Source organism: Spirillospora sp. NPDC048823 (assembly GCF_043198445.1).
Taxonomy (GTDB): domain Bacteria; phylum Actinomycetota; class Actinomycetes; order Streptosporangiales; family Streptosporangiaceae; genus Spirillospora.
In genome coordinates this window covers 85,876-107,005 of the sequence record NZ_JBICUT010000020.1, presented here as the reverse complement: position 1 = coordinate 107,005, position 21,130 = coordinate 85,876, and the positions used below count along the sequence as shown (strand labels likewise).

Annotated in this window: 17 protein-coding genes; 12 read left to right on the top strand and 5 right to left on the bottom strand. The window is 70.8% G+C overall.

What is annotated here, in order from left to right:
- Positions 1–4 precede the first annotated feature (4 nt).
- Complete coding sequence (locus ACGFK0_RS33590; protein ID WP_392912334.1) at positions 5–1,201, top strand: hypothetical protein; 1,197 nt, start codon at positions 5–7, stop codon at positions 1,199–1,201.
- Positions 1,202–1,405: 204 nt separating this feature from the next.
- Here ACGFK0_RS33590 and ACGFK0_RS33585 read toward each other — a convergent pair whose 3' ends face one another.
- From ACGFK0_RS33585 to ACGFK0_RS33575, 3 genes are read right to left on the bottom strand one after another with little or no spacing between them, the layout of a single operon-like run.
- Positions 1,406–3,340 (bottom strand): DUF6807 family protein, encoded by a 1,935-nt coding sequence (locus ACGFK0_RS33585; RefSeq protein ID WP_392912332.1) that lies wholly within the window; start codon positions 3,338–3,340, stop codon positions 1,406–1,408.
- On the bottom strand, positions 3,337–4,380 hold the full coding sequence (locus ACGFK0_RS33580) for a mandelate racemase/muconate lactonizing enzyme family protein (protein ID WP_392912330.1): 1,044 nt from the start codon (positions 4,378–4,380) through the stop codon (positions 3,337–3,339). Before ACGFK0_RS33580 ends, ACGFK0_RS33585 begins: the two co-directional genes overlap by 4 nt.
- A gap of 10 nt (positions 4,381–4,390) precedes the next feature.
- Positions 4,391–5,278, bottom strand: a complete 888-nt coding sequence (locus tag ACGFK0_RS33575) for an NAD-dependent epimerase/dehydratase family protein (protein WP_392912328.1) — start codon at positions 5,276–5,278, stop codon at positions 4,391–4,393.
- 144 nt (positions 5,279–5,422) lie between these two features.
- Here ACGFK0_RS33575 and ACGFK0_RS33570 point away from each other — a divergent pair, with 144 nt between their 5' ends.
- The 9 genes from ACGFK0_RS33570 to ACGFK0_RS33530 all read left to right on the top strand — a co-directional run bounded on the left by ACGFK0_RS33570 (position 5,423) and on the right by ACGFK0_RS33530 (position 16,838).
- Complete coding sequence (locus ACGFK0_RS33570) at positions 5,423–6,385, top strand: LacI family DNA-binding transcriptional regulator (protein WP_392912326.1); 963 nt, start codon at positions 5,423–5,425, stop codon at positions 6,383–6,385.
- Entirely contained in the window at positions 6,382–7,356 is a 975-nt protein-coding gene (locus ACGFK0_RS33565) for an aldose epimerase family protein (RefSeq protein ID WP_392912324.1), read from the top strand. Before ACGFK0_RS33570 ends, ACGFK0_RS33565 begins: the two co-directional genes overlap by 4 nt.
- A 208-nt stretch (positions 7,357–7,564) precedes the next feature.
- On the top strand, positions 7,565–8,557 hold the full coding sequence (locus ACGFK0_RS33560) for a carbohydrate ABC transporter permease (protein WP_392912322.1): 993 nt from the start codon (positions 7,565–7,567) through the stop codon (positions 8,555–8,557).
- Complete coding sequence (locus ACGFK0_RS33555) at positions 8,541–9,461, top strand: carbohydrate ABC transporter permease (RefSeq protein WP_392912320.1); 921 nt, start codon at positions 8,541–8,543, stop codon at positions 9,459–9,461. Before ACGFK0_RS33560 ends, ACGFK0_RS33555 begins: the two co-directional genes overlap by 17 nt.
- Positions 9,462–9,548: 87 nt before the next feature.
- The gene (locus ACGFK0_RS33550; RefSeq protein WP_392912318.1) at positions 9,549–10,808 is read left to right on the top strand and encodes an ABC transporter substrate-binding protein; all 1,260 of its coding nucleotides are present in this window, start codon (positions 9,549–9,551) and stop codon (positions 10,806–10,808) included.
- A 96-nt stretch (positions 10,809–10,904) separates the two neighbouring features.
- Positions 10,905–12,188, top strand: a complete 1,284-nt coding sequence (locus ACGFK0_RS33545; RefSeq protein WP_392912316.1) for a Gfo/Idh/MocA family protein — start codon at positions 10,905–10,907, stop codon at positions 12,186–12,188.
- Positions 12,188–13,282, top strand: a complete 1,095-nt coding sequence (locus tag ACGFK0_RS33540) for a dienelactone hydrolase family protein (protein WP_392912314.1) — start codon at positions 12,188–12,190, stop codon at positions 13,280–13,282. Before ACGFK0_RS33545 ends, ACGFK0_RS33540 begins: the two co-directional genes overlap by 1 nt.
- Positions 13,283–13,634: 352 nt before the next feature.
- Complete coding sequence (locus tag ACGFK0_RS33535; RefSeq protein WP_392912312.1) at positions 13,635–15,218, top strand: carbohydrate-binding protein; 1,584 nt, start codon at positions 13,635–13,637, stop codon at positions 15,216–15,218.
- Positions 15,219–15,269: 51 nt separating this feature from the next.
- Complete coding sequence (locus ACGFK0_RS33530; protein WP_392912310.1) at positions 15,270–16,838, top strand: polysaccharide lyase family 1 protein; 1,569 nt, start codon at positions 15,270–15,272, stop codon at positions 16,836–16,838.
- Between the two features lie 207 nt (positions 16,839–17,045).
- Here ACGFK0_RS33530 and ACGFK0_RS33525 read toward each other — a convergent pair whose 3' ends face one another.
- Together ACGFK0_RS33525 and ACGFK0_RS33520 are read right to left on the bottom strand one after the other, a co-directional pair.
- On the bottom strand, positions 17,046–17,951 hold the full coding sequence (locus tag ACGFK0_RS33525) for a LysR family transcriptional regulator (protein WP_392912307.1): 906 nt from the start codon (positions 17,949–17,951) through the stop codon (positions 17,046–17,048).
- Between the two features lie 352 nt (positions 17,952–18,303).
- Positions 18,304–19,266 carry a zinc-binding dehydrogenase gene (locus ACGFK0_RS33520; RefSeq protein WP_392912305.1) on the bottom strand — a complete coding sequence of 321 codons (963 nt, stop codon included), beginning with the start codon at positions 19,264–19,266 and terminating at the stop codon, positions 18,304–18,306.
- A gap of 222 nt (positions 19,267–19,488) precedes the next feature.
- Between ACGFK0_RS33520 and ACGFK0_RS33515 the strand changes: the two genes are divergently transcribed.
- Entirely contained in the window at positions 19,489–20,229 is a 741-nt protein-coding gene (locus ACGFK0_RS33515; RefSeq protein WP_392912302.1) for a DUF1963 domain-containing protein, read from the top strand.
- 84 nt (positions 20,230–20,313) lie between these two features.
- Positions 20,314–21,126 carry an SAM-dependent methyltransferase gene (locus ACGFK0_RS33510; protein WP_392912300.1) on the top strand — a complete coding sequence of 271 codons (813 nt, stop codon included), beginning with the start codon at positions 20,314–20,316 and terminating at the stop codon, positions 21,124–21,126.
- Positions 21,127–21,130: the final 4 nt, after the last annotated feature.

Here is a 21,130-nt window from a genome sequence, read left to right as displayed (position 1 = left end):
CGCGATGAGCGCGCTGGTCATGCTGGCGCCCACGCTGGTGGCGCCCCCGGCGGCCAACGCGATCCCCGCGCAGGACCTGCCGGCGATCGGCGTGGACACCGGCCGGTTCAAGCTCCCGATCGCCTGCACGATCAACTTCGCCGGAGTGCTCCCGGTGCTGTGGCTGCCCCTGGACGTCGACATCCAGGGCGTCGCGCCGGTCCAGCTCGGCCCCGGCCAGGAGTTCTGGCTGACGCAGGGAGCGGGCAGCATCACCTTCCCCGAATGGCTGACCACGCTGGCTCCGATCCTGGGCCTCGACAAGGCCGACGCGACGATCAGCGACATGTCCATCGGCGCGACCAACTCGACGCCCGACGCGGTCAACATCGCCAAGGACCCGATCACGCTCACCGACATCCCGATCGAGCCGGGCAAACCGCTGAAGGTCGGACTGCCCGCGCCCGGCCAGGGCCCGTTCGACGTGGGGCCGTACACCGCGCCGCAGAGCGGCAAGGTCACGCTGGGCTTCGACAGCGCGTTCGCGCAGGTCGACCTGAAGTCCTCGGCCGGCTTCTCGCTCCCGATCACCGCGGACTGCAAGCCGCGGGGCGGCAACGCCCTGCTGACGCTCGGCGTCGGCGGGGAGCCGGGGCAGCCGCCCGCGAAGTTCCACGGTGCGCCGCTGAACTTCCCCGAGCCCAAGTCGGGTGAGCTGGCGGGCGTCATCAACGCGCCGTACCAGTGCACCTGGGACGGCCGGCCCCACGACGTGGGGATCGCGGTCGGCGCCGACGGCATCCCGCTCACGGTCAGCAAGTCGGGTTCGTTCTCTTTCACGAACGCGTCCGGTGCCCTGACGGTGCCGAAGGAGACGGTGAACGGCCTCCTCGACGAGGGCGTGACCACGATCTCCGGCACGGTGTCCGAGCTGAACCTGGAGGTCGAGGGCGGCACGCCGCAGACCCTCAACGTCATCCCGGACGAGGGCGTCTCGATCCCCGCGACGACCCTGGTGCGCGACCAGCGGCTCGTCGTGCCGCTGCCCGCGGACGGCGCGCTGACGGCGGGGCCGTTCACGCCGTCGTCCGGGTCGCAGAACGTCCGGGTGATGCTGGGCTCCGCCGGCGCGCGGCTCACCTTGAACGGCGGCGCGTCCACCCAGGCGACCTGCGGCAAGCCGTCGCCGTCCGTCTACCTCGTCGACAACCCGGTGACCTGACGCTCTGAGCGTTCCGGCCACGTCCGCGCGGGCCGTCCCCGGTTCAGGGCCGGGGGCGGTCCGCCCCTTCCGTTCCGAGCACAGCGCCCAGCGCGATCCGTACCTTGACGGACTGCCTGCGCAAGCACGGCATCAAGGTTCCGGCGAACGGCGAGCAATGGACACCGCCGCCCGGCTATGACCCCGCGAAGGCACAAAAGGCACTCAAGGCATGCCTTCAAGAACAGAAGAAAGCCAACTAGAACGGGCCTCCGAACTTCCGCGAAGCTCGCCGGGGGTGAGGCGTCCGTCGGCGACCACGACGGTGATCGCCCGGGTCAGGTGGTGCGGGACGGTCAGCGGCTCGTCCCAGGCGAGCGCGGGTCCGACACCGGGGTAGTGGGCGGCCCGCACGAACCACGGGTCGAGCCCGGCGGTCTGGACGAACACCAGGCTCCATGCGTCCGAGGTCAGCGCCAGCCAGGGCGTGACGCTGCCGTGCACGGCCTCCTCTCCGGACGCCTCGCCGGTGAAGACGGCCAGGCCGGGGGAGTCCTTGGGCGCACGCCAGAAGAACCCGCCGTAGCCCGCGCCCGTGCGGCCCTTGCACGCCGAGCTTTGTATGACGAGCGGCCGCCCGGTCCGGCCGGTCAGCGTGAACGTGAAGTGCAGCACCCACGCTCCGGCGACGGGACGGGCGGTCAGGGTCCGCTCCTCGTCGGCCAGGACGGTGCCGTCCGGGCCGACCCAGTCGAGGGTGTCGGCGTAGCCGCCGTCGATGGGGCGGAGGGTGCGCCGGCGCTGCCGTCCGTGATTGGGGAGGATCTTCGGGCCCTCGCCGGGGACGTAGGTGGAGCCGCCCCAGAAGTTGACCCCGTCGACGTCGGAGATCGCGACGCCCGCCCCGAAATGGTGGACGTGGTCGTCCGGCTGGGTCTCGGTGACGACCGTCCCGCCGAGGGTCCGGACGGGATGCAGGTGGGGCCGCGGGGCATCGGTCGCCTGGAGGTCCCCGCGCTGGATGTACGCGGCCACCTCATGGCCGCCGACCCGCAGAATCGTCTCCGGCCACGGGCGGTCCGCCGGCTCGACGGTGTCAGGGAAGCCCAGTTCGGAGAGGGTTCTGAGGTCTTGCGCGGCGCGGACGGCCAGGCCCTCGATGCCGGGCAGGACCAGCCGGGACGGTTCCCTCCGGACGAACCGCTCCTCGATCGGGCGTGGTTCGGGAGCCAGCCGGATCGCGTCGAGCAGCCGGGTGAAACCGCCGGTGCGCGCGAGCGGGACCAGGAGCGGTGTGCTGTCCCGGATGTGCGCGAGGAGGTCGCCGAGCAGGTTCGTCCGGCCGAAACCGGTCCTGACCCCGCCGGACTCGATCTCGTCGACGGTGTAGAAGAGCCGGGCCGACCGGGTCTCGCCGTGGAGGTGGAGGTAGGGCTCGGTGCGCCGGACGGAGCAGAGCGAGACGGTGATCGCGATGACCGTCCCGTCGGCGAGCCGCAGCCGGGCGCTGGAGGTGTCGTCGGACTCGATCGCGTTGGCGCGGTACAGCTCCAGCTCGATGCCGGCGACCGAATCGACCGTGTCCGCTCCCGCCACGGCCAGGGCGGTGGCCACGGCGTGCGCGAACGGGTTGGTCAGGGCGCCGTCCATGACGTCGACGCCGTCCAGCCGGCGGCGGCCCGCCCAGGCCGAACGGGTGTAGTAGCCGAACGGCCGGGTCCACGCCCCCGCCACCCCGATGGCGCGGAGCGGCTCGCCGAGGACGTCCCGCGCGGCCGGGACGGCGTCCGAGCCGAGCGACTGGAAACCGACCTGGCAGGCGAGCCCCGTCTCGGCGACCGCGGCGGAGATCGTCTGGAACTCCTCGACCGACGGCGCGGGCGGCTTCTCCAGCAGCACGTGCGCACCGGCCCGGAGCGCGGCCACGGCCAGCGGCGCATGGGTGTGGATCGGGGTGGCGATGACCGCCGCCTCCGCCCCCGTCTCCTGGATCAGCGAGGCCAGGTCGGCCGACGCCGGCACGCCCAGCCCGGACGGCGGCGCGATGTCGCACACCCCGGCCAGCTCGGCGCGGCCCGCCGCCGCCAGCCGCCGGACGTTCTCCAGATGGTGGCGCCCGTAGCCGTTGACTCCGGCGACGACGACCCTCACCGGCCTCACCGCGACCACCTGGTGGGCGCGCCCGTCGCCCGCAGCTCCGCGCCGGTGATCTCCACCGGGGACGGGTCGGCGAGCAGCCCGAGGTCTGTGAGCGCGGCGTCCTCCGCCCGCTCCACCATCGCGGGATGGTGCAGGGCGAGGGCGAGCTGGCCCGACAGCTCGGTGAGCAGGTGCGGGTGGACCGGCACGTCGAAGACCCGGGCGAGGCCGGCGATGCGCAGGAACGGGGTGATCCCGCCGACCCGCACCACGTTCGGCTGGACGACGTCGCAGGCCCCGGCGGTCAGCAGGTCGCGGAAGCCGTGCGCGGTGGCGACGTTCTCGCCGACGGCGATCGGCGTGCCGATGCTCCGGCGCAGCTCCGCATGAGCGGCGAGGTCGTCGGCGGGCAGCGGCTCCTCGACCCAGAACAGGTCGAACCGCTCCAGCGCCCGTAGCGCGATCCTGGCCCGGTGCAGGTCCCATCGCTGGTTCGCGTCGATCATCAGCGCGGTCTCGGGGCCGATGATCTCGCGGACGGCCGCGACGCGCTCGACGTCCTCGGCGAGCGAGGGCCGTCCCACCTTCATCTTGACGGCCGGGTATCCGGCGGCGGCCCACCGCGCGGCCTGGGCGGTCAGCTCGTCCAGCGAGTAGTGCCGGTTGATTCCGCTGCCGTAGACCGGGACGCTGTCGCGCCGCGCCCCGAGGACGTCGACCAGGGAGCGGTCACCGCACTCCAGGTCCCAGAGCGCGAGGTCGACGCCGGCCATCGCGATCGGGACGATCCCGGACCGTCCCGCCTCGCCGAGATGGGCCAACAGCCTGTCCCACACGACGCCCGGGTGCGCCGGAAGCCCGATCACCGCGTCGCGGACGTCGTGCTCCAGCAGAGCCTTGACCGCATGCGCCCCGATCCGGGGGGTCCAGGAGATCCCGGTCCCCGATCGTCCGTCGTCCAGTGTGAGGGTGACGAACAGGACGTGGTTGCACGGCACGTCCGCGCCCCACGGCCGGGCCAGGGGCACCGACCGGGACACCACCGACAGATCCTTGATCATGACCGGCCCTTCAGACGAGTTCGGTGCGCCAGCTGCGCTTGGCCGTCCAGCCGAGCAGCCGCTCGGCCTTGGCGGCGGAGAACGCCGGGGACGTGCCGGTGAGCGCGGCCGCGGCCTCCTCGGTCTCGGGGAAGAAGCGGGGCAGCAGTTCCGCCAGCGGTTCGCGGGCCAGTGCGTCCCCGGCCCCGGCGAAGAAGACCTCGCCGTTGCGCTCCAGCCGGGGCAGGTGGGCGAGGAGGGCGCCGATGAACTCGCCGGCGTCCCGGGCGTCGAGGTAGTTGAACAGCGAGACGCTGCCGATCTCGGGCCGGTCCAGCCGTTCGCGGAGGGTGTGCCCCGACTGGGTCGGCGCGCCCTCCCACTCCTCCGGCGCGATGACGAAGCAGGGACGGAACGCGGCCATCCTCGTGCCGGTGGCCGAGCGGGCGAACGTCTGCATGGTCTGCTCGGCGACGAGTTTCGACAGGCTGTAGACGTTCCACGGCCGCGGCGGATGCTCCTCGTCCAGCGGCAGGTACGCGGGCGTCCAGCCGCCGGGGGCGCCGTAGCCCATCACCGTCGGGCTGCTCGCGACGGCCAGCCCCGGCACGCCCAGCGCCACCGAGGCCGCGCAGACGTTGAACGCCAGCTGGGTGTTGACCCGGAACGTCGTGGCGTCCGTCCGGCCGAAGGGCACCGCGATCGCGGCGAGGTGGACGACGGCCTCCGGCCGGAACCGTGTGATCGCCGAGTGGGCCTCGCCGAGATCGGTGAGGTCGGCCGGGAGGGTGGCGGCGGCCTCCCGCGGGGTGCCCGGGGCGCTGTCGACGCCGATCACCTCGTGTCCGGCCGCCGCCAGCGTGGTGACGACGCTGCGGCCCAGCCGGCCCGCGCTTCCGGTGACGAGCACTCTGCTCACCGCATGGACTCCTTAACGTGCTGCAACCAGTTGCAGTAACAATCGCGCCAGCGTGGCCGTCCGTCAAGTGAGTAGCGTTCGACCAGCAGAAACAGTCGCAACGATCATCCCGGCCTTGCAAACGGTTGCGCTAGGGTGGGCGCCATGGCAGTGACTATCCGGGACGTCGCCCACGCGTGCGGCGTCCACGTGTCGACGGTGTCGCGGACCTTCTCCGCGCCGCACATGGTGAACGCCGAAACGCGGACCCGGGTGCTGACGGTGGCCGAGCAGCTCGGCTACCGGCCCAACCGGGCGGCCAGGTCGCTCACCACGGGCCGGACCCACAACCTCGGACTGATCGTCGCCGATCTCGCCAACCCGTTCTTCCCCCCGCTGATCAAGGCCGCGCAGGCCGCCGCCCGCGCCCGCGACTACCACCTGTTCGTCGCCGACACCGACGAGGACCCCGCGAAGGAGGAGGAACTCGTCCAGGCCTTCTCCAAGCAGGTCGACGGCATCGTGCTGTGCAGCCCCCGATCATCGAACAAGGCGCTGGAGAAGCTCGTCCAGACACTGCCGTTCGTCCTGGTCAACCGGCGGCTGCGCGGGGTGACGACCGTCGTCATGGACGTCGCCCGGGGCGCCCGCACCGCGATGGAGCACCTCGCCGGGCTCGGCCACCGGCGCGTCGCCCTCGTGTCGGGGCCGTCCGGCTCCTGGACCAGCGGCGAGATCCGCAAGGCCGTCACCGGCGTCCCCGGTCTCGAAACGGTCGTCATCGGCCCCAACGCGCCCACCGAGGAGGGCGGCGTCTCCGTCGCCGGCCAGGTGGCGGCGGCGGGGGTGACCGGCGTGCTCGCCTACAACGACCTCGTCGCCATCGGCCTCATCGAGGGCCTGGACGAGCTGGGCGTCGGCGTGCCGGGCGACATCAGCGTGATCGGCATCGACGGCAGCATCACCGGGCGCCTGTACCGGCCGAAGCTCACCACGGTCGCCATGCCCACGGCCGACGCCGGGCGCATGGCCGTCGACCTGCTCATCACGTCGATGAGCGCGGCCACCGTCCTGGAGACCCACCTGGTGGTCCGCGAATCCACCGCTCCCCCGAAAGGACCCTCATGAGAAGTCACGGCGTCGCCTTCGGTGTCACCCCCGAAGGCGAAAAGGTCGAACGGTACGTGCTCGACAACGGGCGCCTGCGCGTCGCGGTCCTCACCTACGGCGCGACCGTCCAGCGGCTGGAGGTGGCCGACGGCACCAACGTGGTGCTCGGGCTCGACACACTGGAGGACTACCTGCACCGCAGCAGGTACTTCGGCGCGGTCGTCGGCCGGTACGGCAACCGCATCGCCCGCGGCAGGTTCACCCTCGACGGCACGGAGTACCGGCTCCCGGTCAACGACGGCGCCCACAGCCTGCACGGCGGCGTCCGCGGCTTCGACAAGCGGGTGTGGCGGGTCGAGTCGGCGGATCCGGCGGAACTGCTGCTGAGCCTGGTGAGCCCGGACGGCGAGGAAGGCTACCCGGGGGAGCTGACGGCTCAAGTCCGGTACATGCTGGACGGCGACACACTGCGGCTGGAGTACCGGGCCACGACCGACGCCCCGACCGTGGTCAACCTGACCAACCACTCCTACTTCGACCTGGCGGGCACCGGTGACGTCCGCGGCCACGTGGTGATGATCGAGGCGGACCGCTACCTGCCGGTCGACGAGGGGAAGATCCCCACGGGCGAGCTCGCCCCGGTCGCCGGGACGCCCTTCGACTTCACCGCCCCCGCCCGGGTGGACGCGCGGCTCGGCGGCCGCTACGACCACTGCTACGCCTTCACCGCCCCCGCCCGGGGCCGGGCGACGGTCACCGACCCGGTCAGCGGCCGTTCGATGGAGGTCACCACCACCGAACCGGGCGTCCAGTTCTACACCGGCCACATGCTGGACGGCGCCGCCACGCCGTACGGCCCGTTCGCGGGTCTGTGCCTGGAGACCCAGAGCTTCCCCGACGCGCCGAACCGTCCGGCGTTCCCGTCCGCGGTCCTGCGGCCCGGAGAGACGCACGTCTCGGTCACCGGCTACCGCTTCAGCGTTTCCTGAGCACTGCAAACGGTTGTAGTAACAAGCGGCAAACCGAAAACCGCCGGACAAGCGCTCTAGCCTCGAATACCGGCTCTCACCTCGGATGATGTAAGAACGGGCCAGCGCTCGCAGTGAGGAATCTCACTGCAAAGGGTTGACGTCATCTCCGGCTTCGCGCTAAGAAAGCGCTATCTCAACCGCCATCCGACTCACCGAAGGGCCGGTGATGACGCTGAGGCCCGCTGCTGCCGACACGGCGACGGGGACGGCCGAGCCCGTGGCCGCGTCCTCCGTGACAACGGACGCCCGCCGCCCCGGGCGCCGCAAGAACTCCCGCAACCGCTCGCAGGCATGGACCGCCTATCTGTTCCTCGCACCCTGGTTCATCGGCCTGTTCGCCATCACGCTCGGCCCGATGATCGCCTCGCTGTACCTGTCGTTCACCGACTACAGCCTGCTGAGCGAGGCGCACTGGGTCGGCCTGGACAACTACGACGAGATGTTCACGGCCGACGACCGCTACCTCAACTCGCTCAAGGTCACGACCACCTACGTCGTCGTCTCGGTCCCGCTGCAGCTCGCGTTCGCCCTCGGGCTGGCGCTGGCGCTCGACAAGGGGCTGCGCGGGCTGTCGTTCTACCGGTCGATGTTCTACCTGCCCTCCCTGCTCGGGGGCAGCGTGGCGATCTCGATCCTGTGGCGGAAGATCTTCGGGACGGACGGGATCGTCAACACGTTCCTGGGCTGGTTCGGCTACGCGGGCCAGGGCTGGGTCACCAGCCCCGACACCGCGCTGTGGACGCTGATCATCCTGCACGTCTGGACGTTCGGCGCCCCGATGGTCATCTTCCTGGCCGGGCTCCGCCAGATCCCGAAGAACCTCTACGAGGCGGCGCGGGTCGACGGCGCCGGCACGATCCGGCAGTTCCGCTCGATCACGCTGCCGCTGCTCACGCCGATCATCTTCTTCAACGCCGTGCTGGAGGTCATCAAGTCGTTCCAGTCGTTCACGCAGTCGTTCATCGTCAGCGGCGGCAACGGCGGACCGGTCGACTCGACCCTCTTCTACACGCTCTACCTCTACCTCAAGGGCTTCAAGAACTACGAGATGGGATACGCGGCCGCGATGGCGTGGGTGCTCCTGCTCATCATCGGGGCTCTGACCGCCGTCAACTTCCTCATGTCTCGATTCTGGGTCTTCTATGGCGACGACAAGTAAGCGCACGGAGAGAAAGCGTCCGGTCGGCAGGCGCGCGGCGGGCCGGCGTGCGGCGGGCGCGCGCGTGCCGGTCCTGTTCCGGCCCGCCTCGCGACTGACCAAGCACGTGCTGCTGATCGTGTTCGGGCTGTTCATGCTCTACCCGCTGCTCTGGATGATCTCCAGCTCGGTCAAGCCCGAGGAAGTGATCTTCCGGGAGCCCGGCCTCGTCCCGTCCGAGGTGACCGGTGAGAACTACACCGGCGGCTGGGACGCGCTCACGCACTCCTTCGGCTACTACATGTGGAACTCCGCGGTCATCACCGGCCTGGCGGTCGTCGGCAACCTGGTCGCCTGCTCGCTGGCCGCCTACGCGTTCGCGCGGCTGGAGTTCCCGTTCAAGAAGCTCTGGTTCGCGATCATGCTGGTCTCGATCATGCTGCCGCACCATGTGACGGTCGTGCCGCAGTACATCGCGTTCAGCAAGATCGACTGGATCAACACGATCTGGCCGATCATCCTGCCCAAGTTCCTGGCCACCGACGCGTTCTTCATCTTCCTGATGGTGCAGTTCATCCGCACCCTTCCCCGGGAGCTGGACGAGGCCGCCGCGATCGACGGCGCGGGACACCTCCGCACGTTCCTGCAGGTGGTGATGCCGCTGTGCATGCCCGCACTGGCCACCACGGCGATCTTCACGTTCATCTGGACGTGGAACGACTTCTTCACCCAGAACCTCTACCTGACCAACTCCGACAACCTCACCGCCCCGGTCGCGCTGCGCCATTTCATGGACACCAGCGGCGACTCGTCCTGGGGGCCGATGTTCGCGATGTCGATCATCTCGCTCGGCCCGATATTCGGTTTCTTCCTGGCCGGCCAGAAATACCTCGTCCGAGGTGTGGCGACCACCGGTCTCAAATAGCGACCGCCCCCGAACGGCGACCGCCCCCGAACGGCGGCGCCCTCAAACGACCCCTCCCCCATTCCTCTCCCCCCGGAGGTACCACTGATGAAACGCATCCTGGCGGCCACCGCCGTCACCCTGCTCGCGGTGTCGGCCACCGCCTGCGGAGGCGGCGACGACGGGTCCGGCGGCAAGACGAAGGTCGTCTTCTCCTACTGGGGCAGCGACTCCCGGCAGAAGCTGACCGAGGCGGCCATCGCCGAGTTCGAGAAGAAGAACCCCGCGATCGACATCGAGGGCGACTTCTCCGACTGGGACAGCTACTACGAGAAGCTGGCCACCAAGACCGCGGCCGGGGACGCCCCGGACGTCATGACGATCGAGATCCGCGGCCTGGCGGAGTACGCGGGACGCGGCGTCCTCGCCGACCTGAGCGGGAAGGTCGACACCGCGGACCTCGACCAGGGCGTCCTCAAGGCCGGTCAGGTCGACGGCAAGCAGTACGCGATCCCCACCGGCGTCAACGCCTTCCCGATGATCGTCAACAAGGAGACGCTGGAGGAGCACGGCCAGAAGGTCCCCGACGACAAGACGTGGACCTGGGACGACTACATCGAGACCTCCCGGAAGGTGACCGAGAAGAGCGGCGGCGAGGTCTGGGGCACCGAGTGGAACCAGAACCCCGCGTTCCTGCAGATCTTCGCCGCGCAGCGCGGTGAGCAGTTCTACGCGAACGGCAAGGTCGCCCTGTCCGAGCAGACCATCAAGGACTGGTGGGCCCTGCTGAAGAAGATCGTCGACACCAAGGCCGGGCCCGGCGCCGCCGAGATGCTGGAGACCGGCACCAACGTCGACCAGGCGCTGATCGCCACCAACAAGAGCGCGTTCGGAAGCTGGTGGAGCAACCAGCTCGACACGCTGACCAAGGGCTCCGGCCAGGAACTCGACCTGCTGCGCATGCCGAAGGCCCCGGGCGCCACCGGCTCCGGCATGTTCCTGCAGCCGGCGATGTACTACACGATCTCGGGCAAGACCGAGCAGTCCGCCGCCGCCCAGAAGTTCGTCGAGTTCCTGGTCAACGACCCGGCCGCCGGCGCGATCGTGCTCAGCGACCGCGGCCTGCCCACCAACGCCAAGGTCATCGCCGCGATCAAGAGCAAGCTGTCCCCGGCCGACCAGAAGGTGCTGGCCTTCATGGACTCGATCAAGAACGATCTCACCCCGATCGTCGTCCCGCCGAAGGGCGCGATGGAGATGGAGGACATCCTCAAGCGCCCCACCGACGCGGTGCTGTTCGGCAAGTCGACGCCGGACGAGGCGGCCAAGGCCTTCCTGACCGAGGCCGACAACGCCCTGTCCCAGTAGCGGTCGTCCCCACCGACGAGCCGCGCGGCCCGTGAAGCGTCCGGGCCGCGCGGTGCCACCGACCTCCGGCCATCCTCATCTCTGGAGCCCCCGACCATGCGATACGCCTTCGTCGGGCTCGGCCACCGGGCCCAGATGTACGTGGACGCGCTCCTCGGCGAGTGGGGCGACACCGGCGAGATCGTCGCGCTCTGCGATCCCAACCGGACGCGCCTGCGCTACTACCTCGACAGGATCGGCCGCGACGTGCCGTGCTTCGCGCCCGAGGAGTTCGGCGCGATGCTCGGACTCGCCGACGCCGTCGTGGTCGCGACCGTCGACGCCGCCCATGCCCGCTACGTGGTCGCGGCCCTCGACGCGGGCAAGGACGTCGTCGTGGAGAAGCCGCTGTGCACCACCGCCGAAGACTGCGCGGCGATCGCGGAGGCGGCCGAGCGGGCCGCCGGCAGGCTGATCGTCACCTTCAACTACCGCTACGCGCCGCGCAACACCGCCGTTCGCCAGGTGATCGCGGACGGCGCGATCGGCGACGTCACCTCGGTGCATTTCGCGTGGGCCCTCGACACGGTCCACGGCGCCGACTACTTCCGCCGCTGGCACCGGGACAAGGCGAACTCCGGCGGCCTGCTGGTCCACAAGGCCACCCACCACTTCGACCTGGTCAACTGGTGGATCGGCGACGCCGCCGCATCCGTCTACGCCCAGACCTCCCTGCGCTTCTACGGCGCCCGGAACGCTCGCGCACGCGGGCTCACCGGCCGCCCCGCGCGGGCGTTCCGCGCCCCGGAGCTCGGCACGGACCCGTTCCTGCTGGACCTGTCCGCCGATCCCCGCCTGAAGCGCCTCTACCTGGACGCCGAGCACGAGGACGGCTACATCCGCGACCAGGACGTGTTCGGTGAGGGCGTGACGATCGACGACAACATGTCGGTCCTCGTCCGCTATGAGGGCGGCGCGCTCCTCACCTACTCCCTCAACGCCCACGCGCCCGCCGAGGGGTACCGGGTCGTCTTCAACGGCACCGCCGGGCGGCTGGAACTGGACGTCGTCGAGCGGGCGTGGACGCCGCCGCGCGCGGCGATCGACCCGACCGCGTCCGGGAAGGAGCACGCCGAGGGCGCGTCCGAGCGGCTCGTCCTGCACCGCCACTGGCGGCGGCCGGAGGAGATCGAGATCGAGGGCGGCGCGGGCGCGCACGGCGGCGGCGACGTCCTGCTGCTCGACGACGTGTTCCGGGGCCCGCCGGACGACCCGCTCGCCCGCCAGGCGGGGTACCGCGCGGGTGTCGCCGCCGTGATGATCGGCGCGTCCGCGAACCTCTCCGCGGCGACCGGCGCTCCCGTCGCCCTCACGGCCGGCGGCACCCGGACGGCCGGCTGATGCTCGGCGAATTCTCCGGCCTGGCGGACATCGCCGCCCGCAGCCGCGACCTGTTCCCTCCACCCGGCCCGGACCTGCCCGAACGTCTCCGCGACGCGCTGGGCGTCCTGGAGTTGAGCGCCGGCGACGTCCGGGTCGAGCGCCGCTGGAGCGACGCCGGCCTGGTGGGAGAGGAACTGTCCTGGACGGTCGGGTTCGGCCCCCGCACCCGCGCCTTCCTGCTGCGTCCGCGCGACGCCGCCGGCCCGCTGCCGGGCGTGGTCGCGATGCACTGCCACGGGGGCGTGAAGTGGGCGGGCAAGGACAAGATCGCCGACGGGCCGGAGCCGCCCCTCGCCGAGATCGTCCGGCTGCGCACCCGGCTCTACGGCCGCCGCGCCTACGCGGGAGAGCTGGCCCGCCGGGGCTTCGCGGTGCTCGCGCACGACGTGTTCGCCTGGGGCAGCCGCCGCTTCCCGCTCACCGGCGACCAAGGCGCCCCCGACCGCCACGACCTCGGCCGCTATGACCGTGCCGCCCGCGAGCATGAGCACGTCCTGGCGAAGGCATGCACGATCCTCGGCACCTCGTTCGCCGGCGTCCTCGCCTCCGAGGACCTCGCGGCCGCGGCGTACCTGCGGTCCCGTCCCGGCATCGCCTCCGTCAGCACGCTCGGCCTGTCGGGCGGCGGGGCGCGGGCCGCCCTCCTCGGCGCCCTCGACCCCGGGATCCGCGCCGTCGTCGTGGCCGCGATGGTCTCGTCCTTCCGGGACCTGCGCGACGAGCACGTGGCCGCCCACTCCTGGATGCTGTTCCCGCCGGGCCTGACCCGCCTGGCCGACTGGCCCGGCGTGGTCGCCGCCCGCGCCCCGGCGCCGTTGATGGTCCTCTACGCGACCGCGGATCCGCTCTTCCCCGTCCAGGGAATGCGCCGGGCCCATCACCAGATCACCGCGGCCTACCGGAGTGCGCCCGGCCATTACACCGGCGTCTTCTTCGACGCCGCCCACCAATTCGACCGTTCCATGCAGAACGCGGCCTTCACGTGGCTCACCGGTATGGTCGCGGACAATTATCCCGCATCGAGACCCATGAAAGGATCGCAAGTCCATTGACGTGTTCACGGCGAACGCATAGTTTGTGAGAAAGCGCTTTCTGTAGCACCGGACAACCGGCGTCCGCCCCCCGCCCCCCGCCATCGAGACGGCCGCATCGCCGCAGCCGCAATTGCCGCAGAAGGGCCAGCCCCCATGTGCCCGCTCCCTCTCCGCCGAGCCCGGCCGCCCCCGCGCCCCCTCAATTGAAAAGCCCGGGAACAGCGATCCGAATGTGGCCGCCATGCGCCGGTGGACCGACCATCACCGCAGCGCGTATTCGCCGGCCGCACCTTTCCCCCGAAGTCCGGTCGGCCAGGCCGACCGATGCCCTGAAATCTGGTCGGCCAAGCCGGCCGAGCTTGGAGCAGCAATGCAAGTGAAACCCGCCATCGCCTGCGGCACCGTGCTGGCCGGTGCGCTCGTCGCACTGTCCGGCACCGCGGCGCAGGCCGCCACCGTCCGGTACGAAGCCGGGACCTCCCCGGCGGTGTGCAGCGGAACCATCGACTCCGACCACGGCGGCTACTCCGGCCGCGGATTCTGCAACGGCGACAACGAGGTCGGCGCCTACGCGCAGTTCACCGTGAACGCCGCGGAATCGGGCACGGTGACACTGCACGTCCGCTTCGCCAACGGAACCACCACCGCGCGGCCCGCGGACGTGACCGTGAACGGCTCGGCCATCGCGTCGGCGTCGTTCGAGAGCACGGGCTCGTGGGACACGTGGACGACGAAGACGATCACGGTGCCGGTGAACGCGGGCGGCAACACCGTCCGGTTCACGCCCACCACCGCCAACGGCCTGCCCAACATCGACTACATCGACGTCGAGACGGGGGACGGCGACACACCGCCGCCGTCCGATGAGGACGCGCTGTACGTCGCGCCGGGCGGAAGCGACGGCGCGGCCGGAACCGAGGCGGACCCGACGACGCTCACCTCGGCGATCGACCGCATCGCCCCCGGCGGGACGATCTACATGCGCGGCGGGACGTACCGCCACGCGCAGACGGTCACCATCCCGCCCGGCAACGACGGCACCTCCGGCGACCGCACGCGACTGACCGCCTACCCGGGCGAGACCCCGGTACTGAACTTCTCGGCCATGAGCGAGAACTCCGCGAACCGCGGGCTCGCGGTGAACGGGTCGTACTGGCACGTCCACGGCATCGTCGTGGAGCACGCCGGCGACAACGGAATCTTCGTCGGCGGCAGCGGCAACGTCATCGAGCGAACGGTGACGCGCTTCAACCGCGACACGGGACTGCAGCTGTCGCGCATGACGTCGGACACCCCCGAGGACCAGTGGCCGTCCGGCAACCTCATCCTCAGCGCGGAGTCGCACGACAACGCCGACTCCGACGGCGAGGACGCCGACGGCTTCGCCGCCAAGCTCACCTCCGGCCCCGGGAACGTCTTCCGCCACTCCGTCGCCCACAACAACATCGACGACGGCTGGGACCTTTACACCAAGGACGAGACCGGCCCCATCGGCGCGGTGACCATCGAGGACTCCCTCGCCTACGAGAACGGCACGCTCAGCGGCGGCGGCCAGAGCGGGAACGGCGACCGCAACGGCTACAAGCTCGGCGGTGAGGACATCCCGGTCGGCCACGTCGTCCGCCGCTCCTTCGCCGTCGACAACGGCAAGCACGGCTTCACCTACAACAGCAACCCCGGCTCGATGACGATCTCCGCGAACGTCAGCATCGACAACGCCGAACGCAACTTCTCGTTCGACGACGGCGGTTCGGTCTTCCGTAACAACACCTCGTGCCGCTTCGACGGCGACGGCTCCAACGACAGGACCGTCGGTGACGCCGACGGCTCCAACCAGTTCTGGTCCGGCTCGAACGGCTCCCGCTGCTCCTCCTACGCGGGTTCCCTCGGCTGGTACCTCGCCTCCGACGGCCACCTCGTCGTGACCTTCGGCGGCAGAACGGCGACGCCCTGACCCTCCGGCCGACACCCGACGACCGAAGACGTGAGAAGAGAAGAGACGAGAATGAGAAGACCAGTCGTACTGCGACTTTCCGGGGCGCTGGCGACGACGGCCCTCGCGGCCACGGCCGGTGTGGTCCTGTCACTGCCCGACGTGTCCGCGGCGGCCGGCGGCGCCACCGGCTACGCGACACAGAACGGCGGGACCACCGGCGGCGCCGGCGGGCAGACGGTGCGGGCCACCACGGGGACCGAGATCCATGCGGCCCTGTGCGGCCGGGCCGGCAGCGACACCCCCATCACCATCCAGGTCGAGGGGACGATCAACCACGGGAACACCGGCAAGGTGTCGGGCGACAGTTGCAGCACCGCCGACGACAAGATCGAGCTCAAGCAGATCAGCAATGTCACGATCATCGGGGTCGGCGGCGGAGCCGTCTTCGATCAGATCGGCATCCACATCCGCGAGTCGAGCAACATCATCATCCAGAACGTGACCGTCCGGAACGTCAAGAAGTCGGGCTCGCCCACGTCCAACGGCGGCGACGCCATCGGCATGGAGAGCGACGTGCGCAACGTCTGGGTCGACCACACGACCCTGGAGGCGTCCGGTGGGGAGTCGGAGGGGTTCGACGGCCTCTTCGACATGAAGGACAACACCCGGTACGTGACGCTCTCCTACAGCGTCCTGCGCAACTCCGGCCGGGGCGGCCTCGTCGGAAGCAGTGAGAGCGACCGCTCGAACGGCTTCATCACCTACCACCACAACCTGTACGAGAACATCGACTCCCGTACGCCCCTGCTGCGTGGCGGCATCGCCCACGTCTACAACAGCCACTTCACGGGCATCACGAAGTCCGGCATCAACTCCCGGGCCGGGGCCCGCGCCAAGGTCGACAGCAACTACTTCCAGGACTCCAAGGACGTCCTGGGCACCTTCTACACCGACGAGGCCGGCTACTGGCAGGTCGGCGGCAACATCTTCGACAACGTGACCTGGTCCAGCCCCGGGAGCGAGAACCACCCCGCCGGCCCGGACCCGCAGTCCAACACCACCGTCAGCATCCCTTACTCCTACACCCTCGACGACGCCGGTTGCGTGCCGGACGTCGTGAACCAGACGGCAGGCGCCGGCAAGGGCCTGCGGGTATCGGACGGAGACTGCTCGCCGCAGACACCGACCCCCGGCCCCACCACGCCCACCCCGGGACCGACCACCCCGACGCCGGGTCCCACCACCCCGACGCCGGGACCGACCGAGCCCGGCGGTACCAACCTCAGCATCGGGGCGGGCTCCGACGGCTCCAGCAAGGCCGACGGGACGAGCTACGGCAACGTGCGGGACGGTGACATGAGCACCTACTGGTCGCCCGCGGGGACGACCGGCTCGATCTCGATCAAGTGGGACTCCGCCCCGACCGTGTCCATGATCAACATTCGCGAGGCAGCGGGTTCGGAGGGCGTCGTCGGGTCCTGGCAGGTCCTCGACCACGACGCCGGAACCGTCCTGGCCTCCGGAAGCGGGGCCGGCGTCATCACCTTCTCGCCGACCTCGCTGCGCAAGATCACCTTCAGGATCACCGGCTCGACCGGCACTCCGCGCATCGCCGAGTTCGAGACCTACGCCGGGTAGCGGCGCGCTCCGCCGTCCGGCGGGCCCGGCACACACCGGGCCCGCCGGACGGCAAGGGGCCTGCGGGCCTGGGGACGGGATCGCTCGGTTGCCGGGGATGCGATCGCGAACGTCGCGCAGAACAGCACGATCGGCCGACCGTGCTCACGCATGAGGGCCGGGTCGCTTTCGGTTCGTGAACGACCGTCGTGAGTCTGCTCTGTTCTCTCAAGCCTGCTCTGTGCTGAGCCGGGCCTGGTCGGCGGCGACCAGGTCGGCGAACTCGGTGGCGAGGGGGCTGAGGGCGTTCCAATCGCGGACCGCCCAGCCGACCGTGATGGGAGACAGCGCCGGGATGGGGACGGTCCGCGCCGGGCCGGCGGGTGAAAGCGGCAGCCTGGGCAGGGCCGGCAGGATGGCGTGGCCGATGCCGAGTTCCGCGAGCAGGACCGCGGTGTCCCAGTCGGCCACTCCCACGGTCCGGGAGGGCGTGCATCCGAGCCGGACGAAGCTCTCCTCAAGGCGCCGGTGTGACGCGGAGTTGGCCGGGTGCGCGATGTAGCGGATCGAACGGAGGTCGCCGGGATCGATGGTCCGCCTGGCGGCGAGTGGATCATCGGCGTTGACCACCAGGACCCACGGCAGGTCGATGACCGGCCGCTGCTGGATGCCGGGAGCCGGCTGCCCCACGGTGATCCAGGCCAGATCCGCGTGCCCGTTCTGCAGGAGTTCCAGACAGCGGCGGGTCGACTGGGCGGACTGGAAGTCCAGGGTCGCCTCGGGATGCCGGTCGCGGAACGCGGTGATGGCGTCCGGCATGAAATGCCGAACCGTCACGCCTCCCGTGGTGATCTTCACGGTTCCGCCGTCGCCGTCGCGGAGTTCCCGAAGGCGGCGGACGGCGGAGTCGAGCGAGGTGATGCCGCCCAGCGCCGCCTGGTACAGGATCCGGCCCGCGTCCGTCGGCGTGACCCCGCGGGGCTGCCGCTCGACCAGCGTGAGCCCGATCTCGCGTTCGAGCCGTTTGACGTGCTGGCTCACCGCCGACTGGCTGCAGGAAAGGGTGCGGGACACCGCGCTGAGGTTCCGCGTCTCGCACACGGCGATGAAGACCCGGAGGTCGTCGAGCGTCACGGACCCAAGTTAACTCTTGGGGATTTATAAGTAAATCCAAGAATTGACTGGAGTGTGCCGCGGCCGCAGGCTGAGAGGCGAACCAGATGGTTCCCAAGACGGCGGCAACCCGTCCGCGGTGCCCTTCGATGTGTGCCGGTGACCCGGGACATACGGCGGACGGCGATCGGGCAGGCGGACGGGTGCCGACCCCCGCGCCACGATCGTCGCGCGGGCGGGGTGGCGATGGGCGACCGTCGAGGGCGACGCCGAGATCATCGGTCCCGACGACGGAACGACGGGCCGCCGTGCTCGTCGTCCCCCGCCGCGTCTACACCAATCCCCAGACCTCCTGACGCGGGCCAGGCCGGCGTCACACCGAGAGGAGCGACTTGCCGATCGTGGTGCGGGCGGCCAGGGCGCGGTGGGCGTCGGCGGCCCGCGCCAGCGGGTAGACGGCGCCGATCGCCGGGTTGAGCCGTCCTCGGGCGGCCTCGTCCAGGGCGGCGCCCAGCAGTTCGCTCACGGTCTCCTGGTCGGGCGGCCCGTCCATGAGCGGGGTGAACACCCGCAGGCCGCGGCGCTCGACGAGTTCCGGGTCGGGGGTCGTGAAGCCGTCCGCGGTGCCGTAGGTGACGAACCTCCCGCCGTCGGACACCGCGTCGAGGGCGGCCGCGCCGAGCGCGCCACCCGCCCCTTCGTAGGCGAGTGCGACACCGCCGCCGGTCAGCTCCCTTACCCGCCCGTCCCAGCCGGGTCGCGTGTAGTCGACGGTGGCCTCCGCGCCCAGCTCACGGGCGAGCGCCAGCTTGTCGTCCCGGGACGCGGCCGCCACCACCCGGGCACCGGCCTGGACGGCGAGCTGCACCAGCAGTGATCCGGCGCCGCCCGCCGCCGAGGACACCAGCACCCATTCATCCTTCTCGGGTACGCCCAGCCGGTTCAGGCTGAGCGCGGTCACGCCATCGTGGACGAGGGCGGCCGCCGGCTCGTCGCCCAGCCCGTCGGGGACGGGCGTGATCTCCTCCGCCCCGGCGACGACCTGCTCGGCGTAGCCGGTGCCGGTCCGCACGACCACACGCCGTCCCACCCACGCGGGGTCGACCCCCGGTCCGGCCTTCAGCACCTCGCCCGCTCCGCCGCCGCCCGGGATGTACGGCAGCTCCCGGGGAAAGAAGTCCTGGCCCCACCCGCCGCGCAACAGGGTGTCGAGGAAGATCACGTCCGCCACCGCCATGCCCACCACGACCTGGCCGGGCCCCGGCGCGGGATCGGGCAGCTCGACCGGGCGCAGCACTTCCGGACCACCGAACGAACCCACCTGGACAGCACGCATGACCGGCCCCTTCATCAGAAATCCCGAGGTACCCGCTCAGTCTTCAACCTGAAGTTTGGTCGAGGTCAAACTCTCCGGCGTGCGCGCATCTCCTGTTCCACGCCGGGCACCTCGCCGACCAGTACGGCTCTCCCGCCTCCGGCCGGGACGCGGGCGCCGCCCGGCCCACCGCGAGGCGTAGCCCGGTTCGCCGAACCGGCGGTGGTGGCAGACTCGGCGGGCATGGAGATCGTTCCGGATGACGAGTTGCGTGCCCGGCTCGCCGAGGCAGCCGACAACGCACCCAGCCCAGAGATCGCGCACCAGGCGCTGGGCCTGCTGCGCCCATCGATCGCACTCGCGCCCGCCGCCGACGGCCAGGGGTGCGGGACGACGCGTTTGGGGGGCCTGCCGCCGCTTCTTCCGGAGGCCGAGTGGCCGGCGACCGGCGGGCGACCCCGGACACTCGTGGCGCGGCTCGACTGCGCGGCCCTGCATCCGCTGCTCGGCGACGAATGGCCCCTCCCGCGTGACGGGCTCCTGTTGTTCTTCTACGACGACACCTTCGGTGCCGTCTCCGCCGACGATGTCTGCCTTCTGCACGTGCCCGGCGACGCACCGGAACGCCCCGCGCCGCCGGACACGCCCGTGATCCCGCCGCTTCCGCTCGTCGCGGCCCGAACCCCGTCGCTGCCCGTCTCCTTCAGCCGGGCGATCGACGCGTTGCCGGGGGAGCACGACCTCATCGATGCCATGGACGCCGTAGAAGCGCTGGCCGGCGTGCTCCCGGAGGTCGACTACCGGCTGCTGGGCTGGCACGACGGCGGAGGGGACGGTCCGGACGGCCAGCGCCCGCTGCTCCAGCTGGAGGGTGTGGACGGCATCGACTGGGGCGAGGTCGTGAACATCACCTTCTGGATCGGTGACGCCGACCTGAGCGCGGGCCGCCTCGAAGGCGCCTACAGCGGCCTTGAGGTCGCCTGAGCTCTCACACGCGCGAACGATCATTGGCGAGACAGGGTGTGAAGGGCGTTCTAGGATCGTTTTCAACTGATCAGGGAGTGCCTCGTGGCCGAAGTGGAAGAGTCCCCAGAAGGCGTGGACGCCGCCGTCCCCAACGGCGCCCGGATCTACGACTACATGCTCGGTGGCAAGGACAACTATCTCGCGGACCGGCGCGTCGGCGAGGAGATGGTCAAAGCGAACCCCACGGCTCCGCTGACCGCCAGGGCGAACCGCGAGTTCCTCGGCCGGGCGGTGCGGTTCCTGGCCGCCGAACAGGGCATCCGGCAGTTCATCGACATCGGGACGGGCCTGCCCACCCAGCAGAACGTCCACCAGGCGGCACACGCGGTCGCTCCGGACAGCCGCGTCGTCTACGTGGACTACGACCCGGTCGTCGTGGCGCACGCGCGGGCCCTCCTGAGCACCGCTGACACCGTGCGGGTCGCCGAACACGACCTTCGCCGGCCGGAGGAGATCCTGGCCGATCCGGAGGTCCTCGACCTGATCGACTTCAGTGAGCCCGTGGCCGTGCTCCTGGTGGCCATCCTGCACTTCGTCGGCCCGGACGACGACCCCCACGGCATCGTCGCCCGGCTGCGCGCGGCGATGGCCCCGGGCAGCCACCTGGTCCTCTCGCACACGGCGAGCGAGTCGCCCGGCGAGGTCATGGAGGCGGCGAAGCGGGGTTTCCGCGCCTCGGGCGCGCCGCTCACACCCCGGACACGGGCCGGGATCGGGGAGTTCTTCGACGGGTTCGACCTGCTCGACCCCGGGCTGGTCGACGTGCGGGAGTGGCGTTCCGGTTCCGGCGGCGGCGCGGCCGTCCTGCCGGAACTGCCCTGGACGATCGTCGGTGGAGTTGGCCGCCTGCGGTAGCGCG